The sequence below is a fragment of the Streptomyces sp. AC555_RSS877 genome, from assembly GCF_019049245.1.
Taxonomy (GTDB): Bacteria; Actinomycetota; Actinomycetes; order Streptomycetales; family Streptomycetaceae; genus Streptomyces.
In genome coordinates, this window is record NZ_JAGMUK010000030.1 from 229757 (window position 1) to 256240 (window position 26484).

At 71.9% G+C, this 26484-nt stretch carries 22 protein-coding genes and 1 pseudogene; 15 read left to right on the forward strand and 8 right to left on the reverse strand.

What is annotated here, in order from left to right:
• Positions 1-25 precede the first annotated feature (25 nt).
• A pseudogene (locus KUM49_RS14750) lies at positions 26-1212 on the forward strand (MFS transporter).
• Between the two features lie 18 nt (positions 1213-1230).
• Here the strand turns inward: KUM49_RS14750 and KUM49_RS14755 are convergent.
• Positions 1231-1866, reverse strand: coding sequence for a TIGR03085 family metal-binding protein (locus tag KUM49_RS14755; protein WP_217237276.1), 636 nt, complete (start codon positions 1864-1866; stop codon positions 1231-1233).
• Positions 1867-1948: 82 nt separating this feature from the next.
• On the opposite strand from KUM49_RS14755, the gene hisI reads away from it, so the two are divergent.
• The 11 genes from hisI to lgt all read left to right on the forward strand — a co-directional run bounded on the left by hisI (position 1949) and on the right by lgt (position 10978).
• Positions 1949-2347, forward strand: coding sequence for a phosphoribosyl-AMP cyclohydrolase (gene hisI, locus KUM49_RS14760; RefSeq protein ID WP_217237277.1), 399 nt, complete (start codon positions 1949-1951; stop codon positions 2345-2347).
• 11 nt (positions 2348-2358) lie between these two features.
• Positions 2359-3837, forward strand: coding sequence for an anthranilate synthase component I (locus KUM49_RS14765; protein ID WP_217237278.1), 1479 nt, complete (start codon positions 2359-2361; stop codon positions 3835-3837).
• Positions 3838-3888: 51 nt separating this feature from the next.
• Entirely contained in the window at positions 3889-4530 is a 642-nt protein-coding gene (locus KUM49_RS14770; RefSeq protein WP_217237321.1) for a TIGR02234 family membrane protein, read from the forward strand.
• Positions 4531-4843: 313 nt separating this feature from the next.
• Positions 4844-5095, forward strand: coding sequence for an HGxxPAAW family protein (locus KUM49_RS14775; protein ID WP_217237279.1), 252 nt, complete (start codon positions 4844-4846; stop codon positions 5093-5095).
• A 91-nt stretch (positions 5096-5186) separates the two neighbouring features.
• Positions 5187-5639 carry a DUF2752 domain-containing protein gene (locus KUM49_RS14780; protein WP_217237280.1) on the forward strand — a complete coding sequence of 151 codons (453 nt, stop codon included), beginning with the start codon at positions 5187-5189 and terminating at the stop codon, positions 5637-5639.
• A gap of 166 nt (positions 5640-5805) precedes the next feature.
• A complete protein-coding gene (trpC, locus tag KUM49_RS14785; protein ID WP_217237281.1) occupies positions 5806-6615 on the forward strand; it encodes an indole-3-glycerol phosphate synthase TrpC in 810 nt (269 codons plus the stop codon).
• A 21-nt stretch (positions 6616-6636) separates the two neighbouring features.
• Positions 6637-6828 carry a tryptophan biosynthesis modulator TrpM gene (gene trpM / locus KUM49_RS14790; RefSeq protein WP_217237282.1) on the forward strand — a complete coding sequence of 64 codons (192 nt, stop codon included), beginning with the start codon at positions 6637-6639 and terminating at the stop codon, positions 6826-6828.
• Positions 6829-6943: 115 nt separating this feature from the next.
• The gene (gene trpB, locus KUM49_RS14795; RefSeq protein WP_217237283.1) at positions 6944-8230 is read left to right on the forward strand and encodes a tryptophan synthase subunit beta; all 1287 of its coding nucleotides are present in this window, start codon (positions 6944-6946) and stop codon (positions 8228-8230) included.
• A complete protein-coding gene (trpA, locus tag KUM49_RS14800; RefSeq protein WP_217237284.1) occupies positions 8227-9045 on the forward strand; it encodes a tryptophan synthase subunit alpha in 819 nt (272 codons plus the stop codon). The genes trpB and trpA overlap by 4 nt, the downstream gene beginning before the upstream one ends.
• An 89-nt stretch (positions 9046-9134) precedes the next feature.
• Entirely contained in the window at positions 9135-9911 is a 777-nt protein-coding gene (locus KUM49_RS14805) for a thioredoxin domain-containing protein (RefSeq protein ID WP_217237285.1), read from the forward strand.
• Positions 9912-10006: 95 nt separating this feature from the next.
• Positions 10007-10978 carry a prolipoprotein diacylglyceryl transferase gene (gene lgt / locus KUM49_RS14810; protein ID WP_217237286.1) on the forward strand — a complete coding sequence of 324 codons (972 nt, stop codon included), beginning with the start codon at positions 10007-10009 and terminating at the stop codon, positions 10976-10978.
• A gap of 51 nt (positions 10979-11029) precedes the next feature.
• On the opposite strand, the gene KUM49_RS14815 is transcribed toward lgt, so the two are convergent.
• Genes KUM49_RS14815 through KUM49_RS14845 form a run of 7 tightly spaced genes read right to left on the reverse strand, consistent with a single transcriptional unit; the run spans position 11030 to position 18912 of the window.
• Positions 11030-11866: a CoA ester lyase gene (locus KUM49_RS14815; RefSeq protein WP_217237287.1), complete on the reverse strand. Its 837-nt coding sequence runs from the start codon at positions 11864-11866 to the stop codon at positions 11030-11032.
• Positions 11863-13107: a CaiB/BaiF CoA-transferase family protein gene (locus tag KUM49_RS14820; RefSeq protein ID WP_254401219.1), complete on the reverse strand. Its 1245-nt coding sequence runs from the start codon at positions 13105-13107 to the stop codon at positions 11863-11865. Before KUM49_RS14820 ends, KUM49_RS14815 begins: the two co-directional genes overlap by 4 nt.
• The gene (gene rbsK, locus KUM49_RS14825; RefSeq protein WP_217237288.1) at positions 13104-13997 is read right to left on the reverse strand and encodes a ribokinase; all 894 of its coding nucleotides are present in this window, start codon (positions 13995-13997) and stop codon (positions 13104-13106) included. Before rbsK ends, KUM49_RS14820 begins: the two co-directional genes overlap by 4 nt.
• Complete coding sequence (locus KUM49_RS14830; protein ID WP_217237289.1) at positions 13994-15394, reverse strand: ADP-ribosylglycohydrolase family protein; 1401 nt, start codon at positions 15392-15394, stop codon at positions 13994-13996. The genes rbsK and KUM49_RS14830 overlap by 4 nt, the downstream gene beginning before the upstream one ends.
• A gap of 1 nt (position 15395) precedes the next feature.
• Complete coding sequence (locus KUM49_RS14835; protein WP_217237290.1) at positions 15396-16556, reverse strand: ADP-ribosylglycohydrolase family protein; 1161 nt, start codon at positions 16554-16556, stop codon at positions 15396-15398.
• Positions 16557-16564: 8 nt separating this feature from the next.
• Positions 16565-17827 (reverse strand): ADP-ribosylglycohydrolase family protein, encoded by a 1263-nt coding sequence (locus KUM49_RS14840; protein ID WP_217237291.1) that lies wholly within the window; start codon positions 17825-17827, stop codon positions 16565-16567.
• Positions 17824-18912 carry an ADP-ribosylglycohydrolase family protein gene (locus tag KUM49_RS14845; protein WP_217237292.1) on the reverse strand — a complete coding sequence of 363 codons (1089 nt, stop codon included), beginning with the start codon at positions 18910-18912 and terminating at the stop codon, positions 17824-17826. Before KUM49_RS14845 ends, KUM49_RS14840 begins: the two co-directional genes overlap by 4 nt.
• A gap of 301 nt (positions 18913-19213) precedes the next feature.
• Between KUM49_RS14845 and KUM49_RS14850 the strand changes: the two genes are divergently transcribed.
• The 3 genes from KUM49_RS14850 (at position 19214) to KUM49_RS14860 (ending at position 26370) form a co-directional block, all read left to right on the forward strand.
• On the forward strand, positions 19214-19945 hold the full coding sequence (locus tag KUM49_RS14850; RefSeq protein WP_217237293.1) for a VIT1/CCC1 transporter family protein: 732 nt from the start codon (positions 19214-19216) through the stop codon (positions 19943-19945).
• A 373-nt stretch (positions 19946-20318) separates the two neighbouring features.
• The gene (gene gltB, locus KUM49_RS14855) at positions 20319-24914 is read left to right on the forward strand and encodes a glutamate synthase large subunit (RefSeq protein ID WP_217237323.1); all 4596 of its coding nucleotides are present in this window, start codon (positions 20319-20321) and stop codon (positions 24912-24914) included.
• A complete protein-coding gene (locus tag KUM49_RS14860; protein ID WP_217237294.1) occupies positions 24907-26370 on the forward strand; it encodes a glutamate synthase subunit beta in 1464 nt (487 codons plus the stop codon). Before gltB ends, KUM49_RS14860 begins: the two co-directional genes overlap by 8 nt.
• Positions 26371-26484 lie beyond the last annotated feature (114 nt).

A 26484-nucleotide genomic window follows, 5' to 3' on the forward strand; every position in this document is an offset into this window, starting at 1 on the left:
CTGGCTCGCCGCCTACACCTGCGCGATGCTCGGCGACAGCGTGTACTACATCGCCTTGTCCTGGGCGGCCGTACAGGCCGGGACGCCCTCGCAGGCCGGGGTGGTCATGGCGGTGAGCGCGGTGCCGCGGGCCCTGCTGATGCTGGGCGGGGGCGTGATCGCCGACCGGTTCGGGCCGCGCAGGGTCGTCATCGGCAGCGACGTGGTGCGCTGCGCGGCCGGGCTCGCGGTGGCCGCGCTGCTGTTCGTCACCAGCGCCGGGCTGTGGCCGCTGGCCCTGCTCGCCCTGGTCTTCGGCACTGTCGACGCCGTGTTCATGCCCGCCGTGGGCGCCCTCCCCGCGCGCGTGACGAGCCGCGACCAGCTCGCGCGCGTGCAGGGCATGCGAGGCCTCGCCATCCTCCCCCATAGCCTTAAAGGCATGGGGGGACCCCCATCGCGAGCATCGTCGGCGCCCCGCTGGGCGGTCTCGCGGTGGCGGTCGGCGGCGCGGCGGCGGCCTTCGGGCTGGCGGGCCTGCTGATCGCGGTGTCGGTGCCGCTGCTGGTCTCCGTACGACTGCGGGACCTGCCCCCGGACGACAGAACGGCCGCCCTCGCCGACACCGCCTGGCGCGACCTGGTGGCCGGACTGCGATGCATCCGCCGGCACCGCGTGCTCGCCCCGCTGATGGTGGCCATCGCCCTCGGCGACCTCGGCTTCGTCGGCCCGCTGAACGTGGGCCTGGCCCTGCTCGCCGACGAGCGCGGCTGGGGCGCCTCCGGCATGGGCTGGGTGCTCGCCGGCTTCGGCACCGGCGCGGGCCCCGCCTCCCTGCTGCTGACCGTGCGCGGGCGCCTGCCGTACGCCGGGCAGGTCGCGGCGTACGCCATCCTCGCGGGCTCGGTCGCGATCGGTGCCCTCGCCTTCGTCCCGGGAGTCCTCGCGGCCGTCGGGGTGGCCCTGCTCATCGGGCTGCTCGCCGGGCTCAGCGGCGCCATGTGCGGCGCCCTGCTGCAGACCCAGGCCGACCCCGCCTACCTGGGCCGCGTCACCGCCGTGTCCGGCCTGGTGAGCCTCGGCTTCGCCCCGCTGAGCATGCCGCTGTCCGCCGCGGCCATCGGCGCCTGGGGGACCGGCCCGGTCTTCGTCGTCAGCGCCGTGGTCTGCGGGCTGGGCGGGGTCGTCGGCCTCGGCGTACGGGACCTGCGGCGCGCGGAACTGCCCCGCTGAGGCCCCGTCCGCCCGGTCTCAGATACCGAGCTGCTTCGACCCGTGCAGCTTGTCGATCGCCTCCTTGTCGCCGTCCAGCTCCACCTTGGCCGCGTTCTGGCGGCCGTAGAGGAACAGCAGCAGCTCCGACGGCTCGCCGGTCACCGTCACGACCGGCGTGCCGCGGTGGGCGACGGCGGTCTGGCCGTCGGGACGGCGCAGCACCAGGCCCGTCGGAACGCTGCGGCCCATCAGGCGGGCGGTGCGCTCCAGCCGGGACCACAGGGCGTCCTGGAAGACCTTGTCGAGTTCGCGCGGTGACCAGTCGGGCTGGGCGCGGCGGACGTCCTCGGTGTGGACGTAGAACTCGATGGTGTTGGACGCCTCGTCGATCTGCTTGAGAGAGAAGGGTGAGAACCGGGGCGGGCCGGTCCGGATCAGCTGGACCAGTTCCTCGTACGGCTTGGCCGTGAACTCGTCCATCGCCTTCTCCAGGCGTGGCCCGAGCTGCTTGATCAGCATCCCGCCGGCCGCGTCGGGGCGGCGCTCGCGCACCACCACGTGCGCAGCCAGATCACGGGTGAGCCAGCCCTCGCACAGGGTCGGGGCCTCCGGGCCCGCGGCCTCCAACAGGTCGGCGAGGAGAAGTCGTTCACGCTTGGCGAAAGTCGACATGACGTCAGCCTACGGCCGTCTTCCCGGTCCGCACAGTGGACACCCCACGGTGACTGTCAGTGGCGGGCGGCACAATGGCACCATGACCAGCAGCACGCCCCGCCAGCCCAGCCGGCTCGACCCCGAGATCGCCGCGCGTCTCAAGCGCAGCGCCGACGGGCTCCTGCCCGCCATCGCCCAGCAGTACGACACGGGGGAGGTGCTGATGCTCGGCTGGATGGACGACGAGGCGCTGCACCGCACGCTCACCACAGGCCGCTGCACCTACTGGTCGCGCAGCCGCCGCGAGTACTGGGTCAAGGGCGACACCTCCGGCCACTTCCAGTGGGTCAGGTCCGTGGCCCTGGACTGCGACGCGGACACCGTGCTGGTCAAGGTCGACCAGGTCGGCGCCGCCTGCCACACCGGCGCCCGCACCTGCTTCGACGCCGACGTGCTGGTCAAGGACGCCGATTCCGGCGTACCGGCCGCGGATCAGTAGGGTCAGCCGCCATGGACCTCGAGACGTTCCGCAAGCTGGCCACCGATCGCCGCGTCATCCCCGTCACCCGCAAGCTCCTCGCCGACGGCGACACCCCGGTCGCGCTCTACCGCAAGCTCGCCGCCGAGCGCCCCGGCACCTTCCTCCTGGAATCCGCGGAGAACGGCCGCTCGTGGTCCCGTTACTCGTTCGTCGGCGTCCGGTCCGCGGCGACCCTCACCGCGCACGACGGGCAGGCCCGCTGGGTCGGCACCCCGCCCGTCGGCGTCCCCGTCGACGGCGACCCGCTCGTCGCCCTGCGCGCCACCATCGAGGCCCTGCACACCCCCCACCAGGAGGGCCTGCCGCCCTTCACCGGCGGCATGGTCGGCTACCTCGGCTACGACATCGTGCGCCGCCTGGAGAAGATCGGCCCCGGCGAGCGCGACGACCTCAAGCTGCCCGAACTGACCATGCTCCTCACCAGCGACCTCGCCGTGATGGACCACTGGGAGGGCTCGGTCCTGCTGATCGCCAACGCGATCAACCACAACGACCTCGACACCGGCGTCGACGAGGCCCACGCGGACGCGGTGGCCCGCCTGGACGCCATGGAGGCCGACCTGTCGCGGGCGGTCGCCCAGCCCCCGGCCGTCCTGCCCCCCTCCGAACTCCCCGAGTACACGGCCCTGTGGGGCGGCCCCGACTTCCAGGAGGCCGTCGAGGACGTCAAGGAGCGCATCCGCGCGGGCGAGGCCTTCCAGGTCGTACCGTCGCAGCGCTTCGAAACACCCTGCACGGCCAGCGCGTTGGACGTGTACCGGGTGCTGCGCGCGACGAACCCGTCCCCGTACATGTACCTGTTCCGCTTCGACGGCTTCGACGTCGTCGGCTCCTCCCCCGAGGCACTGGTCAAGGTCGAGGACGGGCAGGCCATGGTCCACCCCATCGCCGGCACCCGGCACCGCGGGGCCACCCCGCAGGAGGACCAGGCCCTCGCCGACGAACTGCTCGCCGACCCGAAGGAGCGCGCCGAGCACCTCATGCTGGTCGACCTGGGTCGCAACGACCTCGGACGGGTCTGCGAGCCGGGCTCGGTCGAGGTCGTCGACTTCATGTCCGTCGAGCGGTACTCGCACGTCATGCACATCGTCTCGACGGTCACCGGCAAGGTCGCCGCGGGCCGTACGGCCTTCGACGTCCTGACGGCCTGCTTCCCGGCGGGCACCCTCTCCGGGGCGCCCAAGCCCCGCGCCATGCAGATCATCGACGAACTGGAACCGTCCCGGCGCGGCCTGTACGGCGGCTGCGTGGGCTATCTGGACTTCGCCGGCGACTCCGACACCGCCATCGCCATCCGCACGGCCCTGCTGCGGGGCGGCACGGCCTACGTCCAGGCGGGCGCCGGCATCGTCGCGGACTCCGACCCGGTCGCCGAGGACCAGGAGTGCCGCAACAAGGCGGCGGCGGTCCTGCGCGCGGTCCACACGGCCAACCGGCTCGGCAAATAGGGCGCTTATCACTGAACCCCGGGTGACGGTTCGCCCGTGGTTCAGGCGATAGTGGAGTACGTGACTCCCGTACCTCACCCCCGTTCCGAAGCCGCAGGACCCGCCCGGGCCGGCCGCCGGAGTCTTGCCGTCGCCCTGCTCAGCGGGGCGCTCGGCGCGGCCGTGGCGTTGCTGGCAACCCGCCAGGAGTGGTCGCAGGGCACCGCGACGGTGGCCGGCGGCAGCTTCCCGCTGACCGCCACGGGCAGCGACGTGACGGGCGTGCCCGCGTCCCTGGCCATAGTGGGCCTCGCCGCGCTCGTCGCCGTCTTCGCCGTCCGCCGGGCCGGCCGTTTCGTGGTCGCCGCCCTGCTCGCGCTCTCCGGCGCCGGCACCATCGCGGCGGCCCTCCTCGGCGTCGGTGACAGCTCCGCGCTCGACGAGCAGGCCGCGAAGGCCTCCGGCGACACCTCGGCCACCGTCGACGCCCTCTCCCACACCGCCTGGCCCTACGTCGCGGTCGCCGGCGGTGCCCTGCTCCTCCTGGCCGGTCTGCTCGCCCTGCGCTACGGACGCCAGTGGCCCGCGATGTCCGGGCGCTACGAGCGCTCCGGCGCACCCCGTCCGCGCCGCCAGGCGCCCGCCGCCGACCCCGACCGCCCCGAGGACATCTGGAAGGCCCTCGACCGGGGCGAGGACCCGACCAGCGCGTAGGCCTCCGGCGGTCGCGCGGTCCAGGCGGCTACGGGGTTGGGGGGCAGTGATGTGCCGGGTGCTGGTGTGTGTGGGGGCTGGTCGCGCAGTTCCTCGCGCCCCTGGGGGTGCTGGTGTGTGTGGGGGCTGGTCGCGCAGTTCCTCGCGCCCCTGGGGGTGCTGGTGTGTGGGGGCTGGTCGCGCAGTTCCCCGCGCCCCTGGAGGTGCCCCCGACGCGCGAGGGCCGACCCCCGGACACCCGGCACGCGCGCGTGCGGAACAATGAGGCATGAGCGTCCGGCTCAGACACGTACACAGCAACGAGGAGCAAGTCATGGCGGGCAGCAGCCACGGTCACACCCCGGCCGCCTGGACCGGTGTCATCATCGCCTTCATCGGTTTCACCGTCGCCGGCGCCTTCATGGTGCTGGCCGAGCCGGCGGGCTTCTGGGGCGGCATGGTGATCGTGGTCCTCGGTGGCGTGGTCGGCTGGATCATGCGGAAGATGGGACTGGGGCAGCCGAAGAGCAACCACCCGGTGCACGAGGTCGCGGGCGAGCGCGAGCCCGCGCGCGTCGAGGGCTGATCGCGCAGCACTTCGTGAAGGGGCGGCCCGGTGCGACGCCGGGGCCGCCCCTCACGCGCGTCCAGGGGCCCGCACAGGGCACAATGCGGGCGTGGACGCCGACAGCCGGAGCACCCGGACGACATCGCCTTCCGACGCTCCCGACAAGGGCGTGCCGGGCCGGCTGGCCGTGCCGGCGGGAGTCCTCGCGGCGGTCGTCGGGGCCTTCGCGTACGTGGGCACCGTGGACCCCAACCAGCCCGGCCATTACCCCGTCTGCCCGCTGCTGCGCCTCACCGGCATCTACTGCCCGGGCTGCGGCGGGCTGCGCAGCGCGCACGCCTTCGTCCACGGGGACTTCGTCGCGGCGCTCGGCGACAACGCCCTGGCCGTCGTCGGCTACTTCGCCTTCGCGGTGGTGTGGACCGTCTGGGTGGTCCGTGCGGTGCGCGGACGGCCGGCCAGGATCGTTCTCGGGCCGGTGCAGCTGTGGAGTCTCGGCACGTTGGTGCTGGTCTTCACGGTTGTCCGGAACCTGCCGTTCGGTGGCTGGCTACACCCTTGATCAATTAACGAAGGTCCAGGTAGTGGGACCGGCGTCAACCGGATGCGAGGCCTACGCCCTCCTGCGGATACCATCGAGGTGACCACCCGTTTCGTCTGATGAGGCGGTCCGGTCGACAGAAGCTTTACCGCTTGAACAGTCAACCGTCTGGAAGGGGGCCGCTCGCGTGAGTGTGCTCGACGAGATCATCGACGGAGTCCGTGCCGACCTCGCGGAACGGCAGGCGCGCGTCAGCCTCGACGAGCTCAAGGAGCGCGCGGCGAAGGCTCCCGCGGCCAAGGACGGGCTCGCCGCACTGCGGGGCGACGGCGTCAAGGTCATCTGCGAGGTCAAGCGCTCCAGCCCGTCCAAGGGCGCGCTGGCCGCGATCGCCGACCCGGCCGGCCTCGCCGCGGACTACGAGGCGGGCGGCGCCGCCGTCATCTCCGTACTGACCGAGGAGCGCCGCTTCGGCGGCTCGCTGGCCGACCTCGAAGCGGTCCGCGCGCGCGTGGACATCCCCCTGCTGCGCAAGGACTTCATCGTCACCTCGTATCAGCTGTGGGAGGCCCGGGCCTACGGCGCCGACCTCGCGCTGCTCATCGTGGCCGCCCTGGACCAGCCGGCGCTCGAGTCCCTCATCGAGCGCGCCGAGTCCATCGGGCTCACCCCGCTCGTCGAGGTGCACGACGAGGACGAGGTGGAGCGCGCGGTGGACGCGGGCGCCAAGGTGATCGGCGTCAACGCGCGCAACCTGAAGACGCTGGAGGTCGACCGCACGACCTTCGAGCGGCTGGCGCCGGAGATCCCGGACCACCTCGTCAAGATCGCCGAGTCCGGCATCCGCGGCCCGCACGACCTGATCGCGTACGCCAACGCCGGTGCCGACGCGGTCCTGGTGGGCGAGTCCCTGGTGACCGGCAAGGACCCCAAGACGGCGGTCGCCGACCTGGTGGCGGCGGGCGAGCACCCCGCACTCCGGCACGGCCGGGGCTGACGGCTCGCTAAACTGACCGCGATGACACTCACGATCACCCTGACGACCCCGGACCGGTACGCCCGCCTGGCGCGCGGCTGCCGGCCCCGCGGCTGCCGTGCGCCCGCACGCAGGGTGCACGGGCGTCGGGTGCGGTACGTCATCGGTGACGAGCCGGGCCAGGTGAACGGCATGCGATGGCAGCGCCCCGCGAGGGGCGCGGGGCAGTTCTGACCATGCGGCTCCGCCGCGTGCGCGCGACAAGCCACAGCCGGCCCACGGCCGACTGACGAACCCCGCCCCCACGGCGACAAGTGTCTGTCCACCACACTCACCGTGAGGCTCAAGCATGCCCAGCGAGTTCTTCATTCCCGACCCCGAGGGCCGGATCCCCAGCGCCGAAGGCTACTTCGGCGCGTTCGGCGGCAAGTTCATCCCGGAGGCGCTCGTCGCCGCCGTGGACGAGGTCGCCGTCGAGTACGAGAAGGCGAAGGGGGACCCCGAGTTCGCGCGCGAACTCGACGACCTCCTCGTCCACTACACCGGCCGGCCCAGCTCCCTCACCGAGGTGCGGCGGTTCGCCGAACACGCCGGTGGCGCCCGGGTGTTCCTCAAGCGCGAGGACCTCAACCACACCGGCTCGCACAAGATCAACAACGTGCTGGGCCAGGCGCTGCTCACCAAGCGCATGGGCAAGACCCGCGTCATCGCCGAGACCGGCGCCGGTCAGCACGGTGTCGCGACCGCCACCGCCTGCGCGCTGTTCGGGCTCGAGTGCACCATCTACATGGGTGAGATCGACACCCAGCGCCAGGCCCTCAACGTGGCCCGGATGCGGATGCTCGGCGCCGAGGTCGTCGCCGTGAAGTCCGGCAGCCGCACGCTGAAGGACGCGATCAACGAGGCGTTCCGTGACTGGGTCGCCAACGTCGACCGCACCCACTACCTGTTCGGGACCGTGGCCGGACCGCACCCCTTCCCGGCCATGGTGCGCGACTTCCACCGGGTGATCGGCGTCGAGGCCCGACGCCAGATCCTGGAGCGCGCCGGACGGCTGCCCGACGCCGCCATCGCCTGCGTCGGCGGCGGCTCCAACGCCATCGGCCTCTTCCACGCCTTCATCCCGGACGCGGACGTACGCCTCATCGGCTGCGAGCCCGCCGGGCACGGCGTGGAGACGGGCGAGCACGCGGCGACCCTGACGGCCGGCGAGCCCGGCATCCTGCACGGGTCGCGGTCGTACGTCCTCCAGGACGAGGAGGGCCAGATCACCGAGCCGTACTCGATCTCGGCCGGTCTGGACTACCCGGGCATCGGCCCGGAGCACGCCTACCTCAAGGACAGCGGCCGCGGCGAGTACCGCGCGGTCACCGACGACGCGGCCATGCAGGCCCTGCGCCTGCTGTCGCGGACCGAGGGCATCATCCCGGCCATCGAGAGCGCACACGCGCTGGCCGGTGCGCTGGAGGTCGGCAGGGAGCTCGGCAAGGACGGGCTGATCGTGGTCAACCTGTCCGGCCGCGGCGACAAGGACATGGACACGGCCGCCCGCTATTTCGACCTGTACGACACCGACGCCCAGGTCGCCGCCGACCAGGACGCCGACACCGCCGAGATCGAGGGGGACGCCAAGTGAGCGGGAACATCCAACTGCTGGCCGACACCCTCGCCGCCGCCAAGGCGGAAGGGCGTTCCGCGCTCATCGCCTACCTCCCGGCCGGGTTCCCGACCGTGGACGGCGGCATCGAGGCGATCAAGGCCGTTTTCGACGGCGGCGCGGACATCGTCGAGGTCGGTCTGCCGCACAGCGACCCGGTCCTCGACGGCCCGGTCATCCAGACCGCCGACGACATCGCCCTGCGCGGCGGCGTCAAGATCGCGGACGTCATGCGGACGGTCCGCGAGGCCCACGAGGCGACCGGGAAGCCGGTGCTCGTGATGACGTACTGGAACCCGATCGACCGCTACGGCGTCGAGCGTTTCACCGCCGAACTCGCCGGGGCGGGCGGCGCCGGGTGCATCCTGCCCGACCTGCCCGTACAGGAGTCGGCGCTGTGGAGGGAGCACGCGCAGAAGCACGGGCTCGCGACGGTCTTCGTGGTGGCGCCCAGCAGCAAGGACGAGCGGCTCGCCAAGATCACCGCGGCGGGCAGCGGCTTCGTCTACGCCGCCTCGCTGATGGGCGTCACCGGCACCCGCGCGTCGGTCGGCGAGCAGGCCCAGGACCTGGTGCAGCGCACCCGGGCCACCGGCACCGACCTGCCGGTCTGCGTCGGGCTCGGCGTCTCCGACGCAGGGCAGGCCGCCGAGGTCGCCGGCTTCGCCGACGGCGTGATCGTCGGTTCGGCCTTCGTCAAGCGGATGCTGGACGCGCCGGACGACGCCGCCGGGGTCGAGGCGGTCCGTGCGCTCGCCGGTGAGCTCGCCAAGGGCGTGCGCGGGAAGGCGTAGCAAGGCGGGACATTTCGTAAGGGTCGCTCGAACGGGTGGACCTGGGACCGGGGAGGCGCGGTGCGCCTCCCCGGTTCGTTCTGCGGGATGTGAACGAGAAGAAGCGAGAGGGAAAGCGCACCGCCCGGGAGCGGCTGGCGGAAGAGCGCGAGAAACAGAGGTCCGCGGAGAAGCGGCGCCGGGCGCTGATCGTGGGCGCGAGCGTGGTCTGTGTCCTGGGTCTCGCGGCGGTGATCGGCGTGGTCGCGGCGAACGTGGGCCAGGACGACGGCAGTGACTCCGCGGGCCCGGTCGTGGTGCCCTCGGGGGCCAAGGGCAAGGACAGCCTCGCGATCCCGGCCGGCAAGGAGAGCGCCAAGTCGACGCTCGCCATCTGGGAGGACTTCCGCTGCCCGGCCTGCAAGGCCTTCGAGATCGCGTACCGGCCGGTGATCCACGAGCTGACCGCCTCCGGGCAGCTGAAGGTGGAGTACCACCTGGCGACGATCATCGACGGCAACATGGGCGGCACCGGCTCCCGCACGGCGGCCAACGCCGCCGCCTGCGCACAGGACGCCGGAAAGTTCACGGCCTACCACGACGTGCTGTTCGACAACCAGCCCCCGGAGACCGACGACGCCTTCGCCCAGACCGGCAAGCTCATCGAGCTGGCGGCCAAGGTCGACGGCCTCGACACGACCGCGTTCCGTACGTGTGTCGAGAAGGGCACCCACAACAGCTGGGTCGAGAAGTCCGCCGCGGCCTTCCGCAACGGCGGCTTCAGCGGCACGCCGACGGTGATTCTCAACGGCAAGAACATCTACCAGGACCAGACCATGACGCCGGCGAAACTGAAGCAGCTGGTGCAGGAGGCCGACACGGCGTGACCGGCGGTTGAGGAGCTTTCACACCCGCCCGTTATGGACCCGTAGCCGGGCTGCCCGCCGTGGGCCCGGTCCGGCACGGTAGCGTCGACCTTGCCATGGAACTTGCCTACATTCCCAGCCCGTCGCGCGGGGTGCTGTACATCGGCCCCATTCCGCTGCGCGGCTACGCGTTCTGCATCATCATCGGCGTCTTCGTAGCCGTCTGGCTCGGCAACAAGCGCTGGCTCGCCCGGGGAGGGCGGGCCGGCACGGTGGCCGACATCGCGGTCTGGGCCGTGCCGTTCGGTCTGGTCGGCGGCCGGCTCTACCACGTGATCACGGACTACGAGCTGTACTTCAGCGAGGGCCGTGACTGGGTGGACGCCTTCAAGATCTGGGAAGGCGGTCTCGGCATCTGGGGCGCGATCGCGCTCGGTGCGGTGGGCGCCTGGATCGGCTGCCGCCGCCGGGGCATCCCGCTGCCCGCCTGGGCCGACGCCCTCGCCCCAGGCATCGCCCTCGCCCAGGCGATCGGCCGCTGGGGCAACTGGTTCAACCAGGAGCTGTACGGCAAGGAGACGGACCTCCCCTGGGCCCTGCACATCACCTCGTCCGCGGACGGCCGGGTGCCCGGCTACTACCACCCGACGTTCCTGTACGAGTCGCTGTGGTGCATCGGGGTCGCCCTCCTCGTCATCTGGGCCGACCGCCGCTTCAAGCTGGGCCATGGCCGGGCGTTCGCGCTGTACGTCGCCTCGTACTGCGCGGGCCGGTTCTGGATCGAGTACATGCGCGTCGACGACGCCCACCACATCCTGGGCCTGCGCCTGAACAACTGGACCGCGATGGTCGTGTTCGTGCTCGCGGTCGTCTACCTCGTGCTGTCGGCGAAGAAGCGGCCGGGCCGGGAGACGGTGGTCGAGCCGGGCGCCGAGCCCACCGACGGTGACAGTGCCTCCGGCGGCGAGCCCGAGGACGGCACCGAGGCCGACGAGAAGGCCGGGGCCGAGGGCAAGTCGGAAGCCGAGGCAGAGGCCGATACCGATACCGAGGTCAAGGACGAGGCCGGGTCGGGCAAGAAGACCTGACGGCCGGTCGCACGTCGATGAGGGCGCCCTGGGATCTCCGGGCGCCCTCAGTCATGTGTGGTTCCGGCGGGCCAGTGACAGCGTGCGTCGCGCTGCCGCCACCACCGCCGCGTCGACGAATCTTCCGTCCGGCAACGCCTGGGCGCCCTGGTCCGTCGTCGCCGCCTTGACGATCGTCTCCGCTTCCTCGATCTCCTGCTCCGTGGGCAGGTAGGCCTGTTCGATGACCGGGAGCTGCCGGGGATGGATGGCGGCGCGGCCGAGGAAGCCGAGGGCGCGGCCGCGGACGCAGGACGCGGCGAGGGCGTCCAGGTCACGGATGTCGGGGTGGACCGACTGGGGTGGCGGGGCGAGGCCCGCCGCCCGCGCGGCGACCACCACGCGGGAGCGGCACCAGTCGAGGCCCGCGTCGTCCCGCACGCCCAGGTCGGCGCGGAGGTCCGCCTCGCCGACGGCGATGCCGCGCAGGGCCGGGTGTGCACAGGCGATGGCATAGGCGCGTTCGATGCCGAGGGCCGATTCCAGGAGAGCGTGGAGCGGGGGTGCGCCCCCGTCGGCGGGGGCCGTGTCCTCGGCGACGCGGATGATCTGCGCGGGGCAGGTCACCTTCGGCAGGCGCAGACCACGGACGCCCGGGAGGGCCGCCACCGCCGCCAGATCCGCCGCCGCGAGCGGTCCGTCCAGGGCGTTCACGCGGACGTGGACCGGTACCGGCTGCGGCTCGGAGAGGAGTTCGGCGGTGGCCTCGCGGGCGTACTCCTTGCGGTCGGGGGCGACCGCGTCCTCCAGGTCGATCACGACGACGTCGGCGCCGCAGGCGAGGGCCTTGGTGACCACGCGCGGGCGGTCGCCGGGGACGTACAGCCAGGTGAGCGGGGATGCCGTCATACGGTGCCCTCCTCCCGCAGGGCGTCGAGGTCCGCCGGTGTCAGGCCCAGTTCGGTCAGGACCTCCGCGGTGTCGGCGCCGTGCGGGCGGCCCGTCCAGCGGATCGCGCCCGGGGTGGCGGAGAGGCGGAACAGGACGTTCTGCATGCGGAGGGGGCCCAGTTCGGGGTCGTCGACCGTGGTGACGGTGTCGAGGGCCTGGTACTGCGGGTCGGCCATCACGTCCCGGACGTCCTGGATCGGGGCGACGGCCGCCTCCGCCTTCTCGAACGCCGCGAGGACCTCGGTGCGGGTGCGCTCGGCGATCCAGGACCCGACCGCCTCGTCGAGGATGTCGGAGTGCGCGGCCCGCTCGGCGCCCGTGGCGAACCACGGCTCGTCGATCAGTTCCGGGCGTCCGACCAGGCACATCACGCGCTCGGCGATCGACTGGGCGGAGGTGGAGACGGCGACCCACGTGCCGTCCGCCGTGCGGTAGGTGTTGCGCGGGGCGTTGTTCTGGGAGCGGTTGCCGGTGCGCGGCTGGACGTGGCCGAGCTGGTCGTACCAGAGGGGCTGCGGGCCCAGGGCCATCAGGATCGGTTCGATCAGCGCCATGTCGACGACCTGGCCCTCGCCGGTACGGTCGCGGGCGGCGAGCGCCGTCATCACCGCGTACGCCGTGGCGAGGCCCGCGATCGAGTCGGCGAGGCCGAACGGCGGGAGCGTCGGGGGAGCGTCCGGTTCGCCGGTGATCGCCGCGAAGCCGCTCATCGCCTCGGCGAGGGTGCCGAAGCCGGGGCGGTGCGCGTACGGGCCGAACTGGCCGAAGCCGGTGACGCGGGTGAGGACCAGGCGGGGGTTGGCGGCCGACAGTTCCTCCCAGCCGAGGTCCCACTTCTCCAGGGTGCCGGGGCGGAAGTTCTCGATCACGACGTCCGCGGTCGCGGCGAGGCGGAGGAGGGTGCTGCGGCCGGCCGGCTTCGAGAGGTTCAGCGTGATCGTGCGCTTGTTGCGGCCGAGCAGCTTCCACCACAGACCCACGCCGTTCTTCGAGGGGCCGTGCCCCCGGGAGGGGTCGGGGTTGGCCGGGTGCTCGACCTTGATGACCTCCGCGCCGAAGTCGCCGAGCATCGTGGCGGCGAGGGGACCGGCGAAGAGGGTGGCGAGGTCGAGGACGCGCAGGCCGGTGAGGGGGGCGGGGGCCGTGGGCCGGTCTGCGCTCGTGGGCTGGTCCGCCGTCGTGGGCTGGTCCGGTGTCATGCGGTGCACCCCGCTTCGATCTCGGAGCGGTACGGCATCGAGGCGGAGGCGCCCGGCCGCTGTACGGAGAGCGCGGCGGCCGTGGCCGCCCACTCCAGTGCCTCGCGCTTCGGGCGGCCCTCGCCGAGGGCCACGGCGAGGGCGCCGACGAAGGTGTCGCCCGCGCCGGTCGAGTCCACGGCGGTGACCCGCGGTGCGGGGACAGTGAACGGCTCGGCTCCGCGGGCCGCGTAGCGGCTGCCGGCCGCGCCCAGGGTGACGACCACCTCCGGGACCCGCTCCAGCAGGGCGGCGGCCGCGCTGTGCGGGTCGGTGAGGCCGGTGAGGGCGGCGGCCTCGTGTTCGTTGGGCACCAACAGGTCTGTGGCGGCGAGGAGTTCGGGGGGCAGTGGCTGGGCGGGCGCGGGGGTGAGGACCGTACGCACTCCGTGGTCGCGGGCCGCCCGGGCGCCCGCGAGGACCGCGGCCAGGGGGATCTCCAGTTGGAGGAGCAGGGCGTAGGCGGAGGCGATCAGGCCCTCGTCGCCGGGGGCGAGGTGGTCGACGGTGCCGTTGGCGCCGGGGATCACGACGATCGCGTTGCCGCCCTCGTCGTCGACGACGATGTGCGCGGTGCCGGAGGGACCCTCGGTGGTGCGCAGGTGGTCGGTGTTCACGCCGGAGTGCTCCAGGGTGGAGCGCAGGCGGGCGCCGAACGCGTCGTTGCCGACCGCGCCGATCATCGAGACGGTGGCGCCCGCGCGGGCCGCGGCGATCGCCTGGTTGGCGCCCTTGCCGCCGGGGATCGTGCGGTACTCCCGGCCCGTCACGGTCTCTCCGCGCTGCGGGGCCTTCTCGACGTAGGCGACGAGGTCCATGTTCGTGCTGCCGAGCACGACGATGTGGGTCATGGGCGGGGTGCCTCCAGGTGGGTGAGCTCGTGGGTGAGGCGGGCCGGTGTGTCGAACCCGGTGCCGTCGAAGTCGCCGACGGAGGTGGACAGACGGTTCTTGAGAGGGGCCGTCCAGCGGTCGGGGAGGGCGGCGGGGGTACCGGCGAGGAGGGCGGCGATGCTGCCGGCGGTGGCGCCGTTGGAGTCGGTGTCCCAGCCTCCCGAAACGGCACGGCAGATGGAGCCGGTGAAGTCGCCGTCCGCGTGGGTGAGGGCGGCGGCGATCAGGGCGGTGTTGGGGATGGCGTGGACCCAGTGGTGGGTCGGCGCGTGGGTGGCGTGGAGCGCGTCGACGACCGTGTCGAAGTCGTCCTGTTCTCGGGCCAGTTGCATGGCGTGGGTGACGGCCTGTGCCAGGCGGGAGGCCGGCGGGATGACGGTGAGGCCCGTGCGCAGACAGGTGTGGATGTCGTGGGTGCCGGTGGCTGCCTGGGCGATGGTGGCCGCGACGAACATCGCCGCGTAGACGCCGTTGGCGGTGTGGGTGAGGGTGGCGTCCCGGTGGGTCTGTTCCGCGGCGGCCGCGGGGTCGCCGGGGTTGGTCCAGCCGTGGACGTCGGCGCGGATCAGGGCGCCGATCCATTCGCGGAAGGGGTTGCGGTGGCGGGCCGTGCGCGGGGGTTCCAGGCCGGTGAGGAGGTTGCGGTAGGCGATGCGTTCGGCGGTGAACGTGCGGCCGGCGGGGAGTTCGTCCAGCCAGAGGGATGCCACGTCCTTGGTGGTGAAGGACTTGCCGTGGCGTTGGAGCAGGAGGAGGTTGAGGAGGGGGTAGTTGAGGTCGTCGTCCTCCGGCATGCCGTCGATGTTCTCGGCGAGGGAGGTGGGCGCCGAGCGGCGGTTCCAGGGGTGCTCCGTCAGGAGTTCGGTGGGGACTCCTCGGGCGGTGAAGTACGTGTTCAGGGGCCAGTTGCCGGTGGCTCGGGCGAGTTGGCGGATGGCCTCCAGGGGGAGCTTCTCGACGGGTTTGCCGAGGAGGCAGCCGACCGCTCTGCCCAGCCAGGCGGCTTCCAGGCGGGCCTGGCCGCCTGCGAGGTCCATCCGGGCCGCCCCCGCACGACTGCCCGCGGTCTGTGTGGGCCAGGCCGGGCAGCCGGCCTTGATTCTCGCGAGGTCCGTGGGCTCCCGGTCCGCCAACCTGCTCGGCAGGTCCGCCAGTTCGTCCAGCAGGTCCTCGGCGAGCTGCCGTAGGTATCTCGACACCGGTTCCGGCGACGCGCCCGCTCGCAGGGGGGCTTCCTTGCCGCCCGCCGCTCTCCATCTCGCCGCGATCGCCGACGGCTCGCGGCCGTCCTGGGCCGCCTGGTGGAGTTCGTGGCCGATCAGGTCCTCGGGCTGGACCCAGGTGAGGCGGAGCATCTCAGGCTCCGAGTTCGGTGAGGGCCGCCTCGTGGGACCGGCGGCGGGTCACGTCCCGTCGGAAGATCTCGCGGGTGACGGTCGTGAGGGTGGTCGCCGGTTCCCAGAGGTCCATGCGGCTGGCTTCGGAGACCCGCTTCGCCCAGTCCTGCGGCACCGGGCAGCCCAGGGCGCCTGCCATCGCGCCCGCCATCGTGGCGATGGAGTCGCAGTCGCGGCCGTAGTTCACCGCTCCCAGGACCGCGTGGCGGTAGTCGCCGCGGGAGAGAACCAGCATGCCCAGGGCGATCGGCAGTTCCTCGATCGTGTGCAGACGGGAGGGGCGGCGGGCGCCGAGGGAGGGCTGCCGGTAGTCGGGGCCGACCGTGTCGTACGGGGCCACCGCCTTGCGCAGCGGGACCAGCGCGGACTCGAAGTCCGTGTGCTGCGAGGCCGTTTCGCAGACCTGCTCGATCGCCGCCCGGGTGCCGTCCTTCGCCAGCAGGAGGCAGGCGGAGACGACCGAGTCCGGCGTCGCACCGGGCGTGCTCGCCGCCGCCACGGCCGCCGCGAAGACGGCCGCCGCCTCACGGCCGTACGACGACTGGTGGGCGCCCGCGATGTCCAGCGCCTCGGCGTACGCGCCCGCCGGGTTGGCCGCGTTGACCAGGCCGACCGGGGCCATGTACATCGCCGCGCCGCAGTTGACGATGTTGCCGACGCCTGCCTCGCGGGGGTCGACGTGGCCGTAGTGGAGGCGGGCCACCAGCCACTTCTCCGCCAGGAAGACGCGGTGCAGCGGCAGCGCCTCCGCCTCCAGCTCCGGGATCCAGCGCGGGTTCGTCATCAGGTCCGGCACCAGGTGATCCGCGATCGCGTACGCGTCCAGGTGGTCGCGGACCCGCGCGTACACCCGTACCAGCGCGTGGGTCATCAAGGTGTCGTCGGTGACGTGGCCGTCGCCCTTGTGGTACGGCGCGATGGGGCGGGCCGTGCGCCAGGCGTCACCGTTCCAGGGGCCGACGATGCCGTGGACGCGGCCGGCGTGGCGTTCGACGATCTGCTCGGGGGAGTAGCCCTCGACGGGGCCGCCCAGCGCGTCGCCGACGGCCGCGCCGACGAGGGCGCCGGTGATGCGTTCGTCCAGACCCGACGCGCGAGTTTCTTCCTCTTTGGGTGTCATGCCCCGAATCATCCCCCTGGCGGGGCCGGTTGTGCGGCTTCCAGGAGTTCGGCGAGTTCCACCAGGTCCGTGCCGGTGAGGCGGGGGAGTACGCAGCCGGAGAGGGTACGGCAGCTGTCGCGCCAGGAAGCGGGGATCGACCTGCCGCCGCCCAGGGCGCCGGTGAGGGCGCCCGCGAGGGCAGGGGCCGAGTCGGCGACCCGGGACAGGCAGGCCGCTGCCGGTACCGCCTCCGCGATCCGGCCCTTCGCGGCGCAGGCCAGGGCCAGGGCGACCGGGACCGTCTCGGCGGCGGCGATGCCGTAGCTGTAGACGTGGTCGACGATCTGGTGTTCCAGGAGAGGGACGAGGGCGAAGGCGCTCTCGGTGTCCTGGGCGAGCTTGAGGGCGTGGCGGGCGTTGCGGCCGATCTCGGTGGACTCGGGCAGTTCCGCGAGGGCGGCGGTGACGCAGGCCCGTACGTCGGCTCCCGCCAGGGCGAGGGCGAGTGCCGCGGCCATCGCGCGGGCGCCGTGCACGCCGTCGCCGTCCTGGGTGTAGCGGGCGTCGAACTCGGCGAGTTCCGCCGCGAGTCGGGGGTCGCCGGGGTGGGCGACGGCCAGGACGCAGGCCCGTACGCAGGCGGCGTCGTCGAAGTAGTGCGGGTTGTCGTGGCCGGTGGCGGGCGGGCGCAGGCCGGTGGCGAGGTTGCCGAGGCCGGCGCGGACGGAGATGCGGGCGCGCAGGGGGATCACCGCGGACTCGATCTCGGGGGCGCGGTCGGCCGCCGCGGCGACCTCGCCGGCCAGGGCGCTCCAGGTGAGGTCGATGGCGGCGCGGGTGCGGCGTTCTCGGCTGAGGTCGGGAAGGAGGGTGTCGTCGCCCGCGCGCAGGACTGCTTCCGCCACGAAGACCGCCCACTCGGCGTCGTCGGAGGGGCCGAGCCGCAGGGGTTCGGGGGGTTGGTTCAGGGCGATGGGGACGGGGAGGGTCGTCGTCGCGTTCTGTTCGGCGAAGGTGTCGAGTTCGCGGGTCAGACGGCGGGTCCAGTCGGGCATGCGGGCGGCGCGGTGGCGGGCGGCGGGCCAGCCGGCGGCGTCGCCTGCGGCTAGGCCGAGCAGGAGGCCTTCGATTCGGCGTGGGGTGCGGTGGTGGGTTGGCGGGGCCTCGGCTTCGCCTTCGGCCTTTGTGTTCCCACCCGCACCACCCGTGCGGCTTTCCTCGGCGGGTGCGGGTGGCCCTTGTGGGGGTTCCTCGCCTTCGGCGGCCGCGGGTGCGAGCAGCGGGGTCATGAGAGGGCCTCCGTCTTGTTCAGGATCTCGTTCACGCTCTCGACCGGGATCTCGTTCGGTACGAAGCCCCCCGCGCCCCATCTCCCGTCCTCGCCCGGCGTCAGCAGCTCCGCCACGTCCAGGACGTGGTGGCCCGCCATGGACGGCAGGCAGCTGCCGCGTGCCGGGCCGATCGCCGCGGCCCAGTCGGCCGGGATCGCCGAGGCGCCGTGGGTGGCGCCGGCCAGGGCGCCCGCCACCGCCGCGGTGGTGTCGGCGTCGCGGCCCATGTTGACGGCGGTGAGTACCGCCTGGACGAAGTCGCCGTCGGCGGCCGCGTAGGCGCCGAAGGCGAGGGCGACCGCCTCGGGGGCCAGGTCGGTCCAGGGGTAGCCGCCGACGACGACCGCCGAGCGGACCGCGCGTTCGCCGCGGTGGGCCACCGCCACGGCGCGGCGCAGCGAGCGGGCCGTCCACGAGTCGTCGGGCACGACCGCCAGGGCCGAGGCGACCACGGCGATCGTCGGTGCTCCCGCCATCGCCGCCGCGACACCCGCCGCCACCGCCTGACCGCCGTAGATGCCCTCGCCCTCGTGGCTCACCGAGCCGTCGATCGCCACCAGGCGGGCCGCCTCGGCGGGGCGGCCGGAGGCGAAGACGCCGAAGGGGGCCGCGCGCATGGCCAGGCCGTCGCTCCAGGCGTGGCGGTGCTGGGCGGAGATGGGGGCCGCGAGGCCGCGGCGCAGGTTCTCCAGCGTGCCGCGTTCGCTGAAGCCCGCGCCCCGGAAGGGGCCTTCGTCGCGGTCCGCGATCCATTCGTGCCAGGCCGCCTCGACGTGGGCCGGGGTGAGGGCCGAGCCGTGCCGGGCCAGCAGGAGGCCGGAGAAGATCGCGTACTCGGTGTCGTCCGTGCCGGACGGGTTGTCCGCGACGTAGCCGGTGACACGGCCCCAGCGGGCGCGGATCTCGGAGGGCTTCATGTTCTCCGCCGGGGCGCCGAGGGCGTCTCCCACGGCCAGGCCGAGCAGGGCGCCGCGGGCCCGCTCACGGAGTGCGGCGGCGTTGCCGGGCGCCGGGACCGGGGGAATGCAGGCGATCGATGCCATACGCGGCCTCTCCTCCGAGGGCTTCCCGCAGGGGGCGGAGCCCTTTGCGGATGTGTCCCACCGGAGCGGTTCGCCAGAGCCTCCGGGGCCTCAGCATCACCCGGTCGACATTTGTGCACCCTCTCGATCGAATGAGCGTCCGAAGGTAAAACCGCAGGTTAGCCGAGCCTTTCCTTGCTGGCGGACCGGAATTCAGGGGCGTAGTCTCTTTGTTGTCGAAAACTAGAAGAAGTCCAAACAGGCACGAGCAGTCGAACAAGAAGCCGAACAAGAAGTCCGAACAAGCTCCCTGGGGGACCGTATGGCCATCATCGAGACCGAGGCGCCACTGCACGAGGCGCACCGCGACAACCACACGCACCGGGATGTGAACGGTGGCTGGCTCAGGCCCGCCGTCTTCGGTGCGATGGACGGCCTGGTCTCCAACCTCGCCCTGATGACCGGTGTCGCGGGCGGTTCGGTGGGTCAGCAGACCATTGTCATCACCGGGCTCGCGGGGCTCGCCGCCGGCGCCTTTTCCATGGCCGCCGGCGAGTACACCTCGGTCGCCTCGCAGCGCGAGCTCGTCGAGGCCGAGCTGGACGTGGAGCGCGGGGAGCTGAGGAAGCACCCGAAGGACGAAGAGGCCGAACTCGCGGCCCTGTACGAAGGGCGGGGGGTCGAGCCGGAGCTGGCCCGGGAGGTGGCCCGGCAGCTGTCCCGCGACCCCGAGCAGGCGCTGGAGATACACGCCCGCGAGGAACTGGGCATCGACCCCGGTGACCTGCCGTCGCCGCTGGTCGCCGCCGTGTCCTCGTTCGGGGCGTTCGCGCTGGGCGCCCTGCTTCCCGTACTGCCGTATCTGCTCGGTGCCGGCGACCTGTGGCCCGCCGTGCTGCTCGCGCTCTTCGGGCTCTTCGCGTGTGGCGCGGTCGTGGCCAAGGTGACGGCACGGACCTGGTGGTTCAGCGGGCTGCGGCAGCTCGCTCTGGGGGGTGCCGCGGCCGGTGTGACGTACGCCCTGGGCAGCTTGTTCGGAACGGTCGTAGGATAGGTCGGCTGCAACTTATGCGATGGGCCGCATAACTAGCCGTTACTCGCTGGTTTCGAATGCTTAACCACCGGGCATGAGCCGTAAGCGCTGTGGGCAATGAGGCCCGCGGCGCACCCGCGGGGTGGGCGACGACGCTCTCTCCGCCCCCTCGGGTCGACGGACATCGATCTGTCCGCTTCGATCCCCCTATACCTTGCGCCGCCGAGCGCGGTACCCCCGCCGCGACCCTGCGGCGTCCGCATGTTGGAACGGAGTATCCGGTTCCCGAGAACCGCTCCATCATGTAACCTGCACGAAATTTTGCACTCACGCAGAGGGCCAACGTCGTCCCTCGGCAATCTGCATATGCCACATGACGACGACGGGAGAGCCGATGCGTACGCCGCGCCAGCCGTCCCAGCACTCCACGAATGGCCAGAACCGGTCGTTCATGGATGCTCGCCCTGCTGCGCAGGGTATGTACGACCCCCGCAACGAGCACGACGCCTGTGGCGTCGGCTTTGTGGCCACCCTCACCGGCGAGGCGAGCCACGCGCTGGTCGAGCAGGCGCTGACTGTCCTGCGCAACCTGGAACACCGCGGTGCCACCGGCTCCGAGCCCGACTCGGGTGACGGGGCGGGCATCCTGTCCCAGGTGCCGGACGCCTTCTTCCGCGAGGTGGCCGCATTCGAGCTGCCCGCGGCCGGTGCGTACGCGGTCGGTATCGCCTTCCTGCCGGAGAACGGCGCCGAAGACGCCGTCTCACGCATTGAGACGATCGCCGCGGAGGAGGGCCTGACGGTCCTCGGCTGGCGCGACGTGCCGGTCGCCCCCGAACTGCTCGGCGCCACCGCCCGTTCCACGATGCCCGCCTTCCGGCAGATCTTCGTCGCGGACGGTTCCTCGACGGACATCACCCTCGACCGCAAGGCGTTCGTGCTGCGCAAGCGCGCCGAGCGCGAGGTCGACGTGTACTTCCCGTCGCTGTCCGCGCGGACGATCGTCTACAAGGGCATGCTGACCACCGGCCAGCTGGAGCCCTTCTTCCCGGACCTGTCCGACCGCCGCTTCGCGTCGGCCATCGCGCTGGTCCACTCGCGCTTCTCGACGAACACGTTCCCGAGCTGGCCGCTCGCGCACCCGTACCGCTTCGTCGCGCACAACGGTGAGATCAACACCGTCAAGGGCAACCGCAACTGGATGGCCGCCCGCGAGTCCCAGATCGTCTCCGACCTGTTCGGAGGCCAGGACACGATCGACCGGGTCTTCCCGATCTGCACGCCGGACGCCTCCGACTCCGCGTCCTTCGACGAGGTCCTGGAACTCCTGCACCTGGGCGGCCGTTCACTGCCGCACTCCGTGCTGATGATGATCCCGGAGGCGTGGGAGAACCACGACTCCATGGACCCGGCCCGGCGGGCCTTCTACCAGTTCCACGCCACGATGATGGAGCCCTGGGACGGGCCGGCCTGCGTCACCTTCACCGACGGCAAGCAGGTCGGCGCGGTCCTCGACCGCAACGGTCTGCGCCCCGGCCGCTACTGGGTCACCGACGACGGCCTCGTCGTCCTCGGCTCCGAGGTCGGCGTCCTCGACATCGACCCGGCCAGGGTCGTCCGCAAGGGCCGTCTGCAGCCCGGCCGGATGTTCCTCGTCGACACCGTCGAGCACCGCATCATCGAGGACGACGAGATCAAGGCCGAGCTCGCCGCCGAGAAGCCGTACGCGGAGTGGCTGGAAGCCGGCGAGATCGAGCTGTCCGACCTGCCCGAGCGCGAGCACATCGTGCACACGCACGCCTCGGTCACCCGTCGTCAGCAGACCTTCGGCTACACCGAGGAGGAGCTGCGCGTCATCCTCGCGCCGATGGCCAAGGCCGGTGCCGAGCCGATCGGTTCGATGGGCACCGACTCGCCGATCGCCGCGCTGAGCGAGCGTCCGCGACTGCTCTTCGACTACTTCACCCAGCTGTTCGCGCAGGTCACCAACCCGCCGCTGGACGCCATCCGGGAAGAACTGGTCACGAGCCTGCGCTCGTCGCTCGGCCCGCAGGGCAACCTGCTGGAGCCGACCGCCGCGTCCTGTCGCAGCGTCCTGCTGCCCTTCCCGGTCATCGACAACGACGAGCTCGCCAAGCTCATCCACATCAACGCCGACGGCGACATGCCCGGCATGAAGGCCGCGACCCTGTCCGGCCTGTACCGGGTCTCCGGCGGCGGCGAAGCCCTCGCCGCACGCCTGGACGACATCTGCGCCGAGACCGACGCCGCCATCGACAACGGCGCCCGCCTCATCGTCCTGTCGGACCGTCACTCCGACGCCGAGCACGCGCCGATCCCGTCGCTGCTGCTCACCGCGGCCGTCCACCACCACCTCATCCGCACCAAGCAGCGCACCCAGGTGGGTCTGCTGGTCGAGGCCGGTGACGTCCGCGAGGTCCACCACGTCGCCCTGCTGATCGGCTTCGGCGCCGCGGCCGTGAACCCGTACCTGGCCATGGAGTCCGTCGAGGACCTGGTCCGCGCTGGCACCTTCCTGTCGGACATCGAGGCCGAGCAGGCCATCCGCAACCTGATCTACGCCCTCGGCAAGGGCGTCCTGAAGGTCATGTCCAAGATGGGCATCTCGACCGTCGCGTCCTACCGCGGCGCCCAGGTCTTCGAAGCGGTCGGCCTGGACGCCGAGTTCGTCACCAAGTACTTCAGCGGCACGGCCACCAAGATCGGCGGCGTCGGCATCGACGTCATCGCCAAGGAGGTCGCCGCCCGCCACGCCAAGGCGTACCCGGCCAGCGGCATCGCGCCGGCCCACCGCGCCCTGGAGATAGGCGGCGAGTACCAGTGGCGCCGCGAGGGCGAGCCGCACCTGTTCGACCCGGAGACCGTCTTCCGCCTCCAGCACTCCACGCGCAGCGGCCGGTACGACATCTTCAAGAAGTACACCGAGCGCGTGAACGAGCAGTCCGAGCGCCTGATGACGCTGCGCGGCCTGTTCGGCTTCACCTCCGGCCGGCAGCCGATCTCCATCGACGAGGTCGAACCGGTCAGCGAGATCGTCAAGCGCTTCTCGACGGGCGCCATGTCGTACGGCTCCATCTCCAAGGAAGCCCACGAGACGCTCGCCATCGCCATGAACCAGCTGGGCGGCAAGTCCAACACCGGTGAGGGCGGCGAGGACGCGGACCGTCTGTACGACCCGGCCCGCCGCTCGTCGATCAAGCAGGTCGCCTCCGGCCGCTTCGGCGTGACCTCCGAGTACCTGGTCAACGCGGACGACATCCAGATCAAGATGGCCCAGGGCGCCAAGCCCGGCGAGGGCGGCCAGCTGCCCGGCCACAAGGTCTACCCGTGGGTCGCCAAGACCCGTCACTCCACCCCGGGTGTCGGTCTGATCTCCCCGCCGCCGCACCACGACATCTACTCGATCGAGGACCTGGCCCAGCTGATCCACGACCTGAAGAACGCGAACCCGCAGGCGCGGATTCACGTGAAGCTGGTCTCCGAGGTCGGCGTCGGCACGGTCGCGGCCGGTGTGTCCAAGGCGCACGCGGACGTGGTGCTCATCTCCGGCCACGACGGCGGTACCGGCGCCTCGCCCCTCACCTCGCTGAAGCACGCGGGCGGTCCCTGGGAGCTCGGTCTCGCCGAGACCCAGCAGACACTGCTGCTCAACGGCCTGCGCGACCGCATCGTCGTGCAGACCGACGGCCAGCTCAAGACCGGCCGTGACGTCGTCATCGCCGCGCTGCTCGGCGCCGAGGAGTTCGGTTTCGCGACCGCGCCGCTCGTCGTCTCCGGCTGCGTCATGATGCGCGTCTGCCACCTGGACACCTGCCCGGTCGGCATCGCCACCCAGAACCCGGTCCTGCGCGACCGGTTCACCGGCAAGGCCGAGTACGTGGTGAACTTCTTCCAGTTCATCGCCGAGGAGGTCCGTGAAATCCTCGCCGAGCTGGGCTTCCGCTCCATCGAGGAGGCCGTCGGCCACGCCGAGACCCTCGACGTGACCCGCGCGGTCGACCACTGGAAGGCCCAGGGCCTGGACCTGTCCCCGCTCTTCTACGTGCCCGAGCTGCCCGAGGGTGCCCCGCTGCACCAGGTCATCCAGCAGGACCACGGCCTGGAGAAGGCGCTCGACAACGAGCTGATCAGGCTCGCCGGCGACGCCCTGGCCGCGGACTCCGCGACCGACGCCCAGCCGGTGCGCGCCCAGGTCGCGATCCGCAACATCAACCGCACGGTCGGCACCATGCTCGGCCACGAGGTGACGAAGAAGTTCGGTGGCGCGGGCCTGCCCGACGACACCATCGACATCACCTTCACGGGCTCCGCCGGCCAGTCCTTCGGCGCCTTCCTGCCGCGCGGCGTCACGCTGCGCCTGGAGGGCGACGCCAACGACTACGTGGGCAAGGGCCTGTCCGGCGGCCGGGTGATCGTCCGTCCCGACCGGGGCGCCGACCACCTCGCCGAGTTCTCGACGATCGCGGGCAACACCATCGCGTACGGCGCGACCGGCGGCGAGCTGTTCCTGCGCGGCCGCACCGGCGAGCGGTTCTGCGTCCGCAACTCCGGCGCGACCGTGGTCTCCGAGGGCGTGGGCGACCACGGCTGCGAGTACATGACCGGCGGTCACGCGGTGGTGCTGGGCGAGACGGGCCGCAACTTCGCGGCCGGCATGTCCGGCGGTGTCGCGTACGTCATCGACCTGAACCGCGACAACGTCAACGTCGGCAACGTGGACGCGATCGAGGCGCTGGACGACACCGACAAGAAGTGGCTGCACGACGTGGTGCGCCGCCACGCCGAGGAGACCGCCTCGACGGTCGCCGAGAAGCTGCTCGCCAACTGGGACGTCTCCGTGGAGCGCTTCAGCAAGATCATCCCCAGCACGTACAAGGCAGTGCTCGCCGCCAAGGACGCCGCCGAGCGAGCGGGTCTCACCGAGACCGAGATCACCGAGAAGATGATGGAGGCGGCGATCAATGGCTGACCCGAAGGGCTTTCTGAACCACGGGCGCGAGGTCGCCAGGTCCCGCCCCGTCGACGTACGTCTGAAGGACTGGAACGAGGTCTACGTTCCCGGCTCCCTGCTGCCGATCATCAGCAAGCAGGCCAGCCGGTGCATGGACTGCGGCATCCCGTTCTGTCACAACGGCTGTCCGCTGGGGAACCTGATCCCGGAGTGGAACGACTACGCCTACCGCGAGGACTGGGCGAACGCCTCCGAGCGCCTGCACGCCACGAACAACTTCCCGGAGTTCACGGGTCGCCTGTGCCCCGCTCCCTGCGAGTCGGCGTGTGTGCTCGGCATCAACCAGCCGCCGGTGACCATCAAGAACGTCGAGGTCTCGATCATCGACAAGGCGTGGGAGACCGGTGACGTCGCCCCACAGGCGCCCGAGCGCCTGTCGGGCAAGACCGTCGCGGTCATCGGCTCGGGCCCGGCGGGCCTGGCCGCCGCCCAGCAGCTGACCCGGGCCGGCCACACCGTCGCCGTCTACGAGCGCGCGGACCGCATCGGAGGCCTCCTCCGGTACGGCATCCCCGAGTTCAAGATGGAGAAGCGGCACATCAATCGCCGTATCGAGCAGATGCGCGCGGAGGGCACCCGCTTCCGTACCGGCATCGAGATCGGCCGCGACCTCAAGGCGACCGACCTGAAGAAGCGGTACGACGCGATCGTCATCGCCGCCGGTGCCACGACCGCGCGTGACCTTCCGGTCCCCGGCCGCGAGCTCAAGGGCATCCACCAGGCCATGGAGTACCTGCCCCTGGCCAACAAGGTGCAGGAGGGCGACTTCGTGGCGCCCCCGATCTCGGCCGAGGGCAAGCACGTCGTCGTGATCGGCGGCGGCGACACCGGTGCCGACTGCGTGGGCACCGCCCACCGTCAGGGCGCGGCCTCCGTCACGCAGCTGGAGATCATGCCCCGCCCGAACGAGGACCGGAACCCGGTCTCCCAGCCGTGGCCGACCTTCCCGATGCTCTACAAGGTCACCTCCGCGCACGAGGAGGGCGGCGAGCGGGTCTACTCCGTCTCCACCACCCACTTCGAGGGCGACGAGGACGGCAACGTCCAGTGGCTGCACCTCAGCGAGGTCGAGTTCATCGAGGGCAAGCTGACTCCTAAGCCGGGCACGGAGCGCAAGATCCCCGCCCAGCTGGTCACCCTCGCCATGGGCTTCACCGGCACCGACCGCGAGAACGGCCTGGTCGAGCAGTTCGGCCTGGAGCTCGACGAGCGCGGCAACATCGCCCGCGACGCCGACTTCCAGACCAACGTGCCGGGCGTGTACGTCGCCGGTGACGCCGGCCGCGGACAGTCGCTCATCGTCTGGGCGATCGCGGAGGGCCGCTCCGCCGCGCGTGGCGTGGACCGGTTCCTGACCGGTACCAGTGAGCTGCACGCCCCGATCCGTCCGACGGACCGCTCGCTGATGGTCTGACGCCACAGCGAAAGAACGTCCCGTACAACGGCGTACGGAACACGAGACGGCGCCTGCCCCAGTCCCCGACCGGACATGGGCAGGCGCCGCCGCATGTGCGGGTGACGTTCCCCG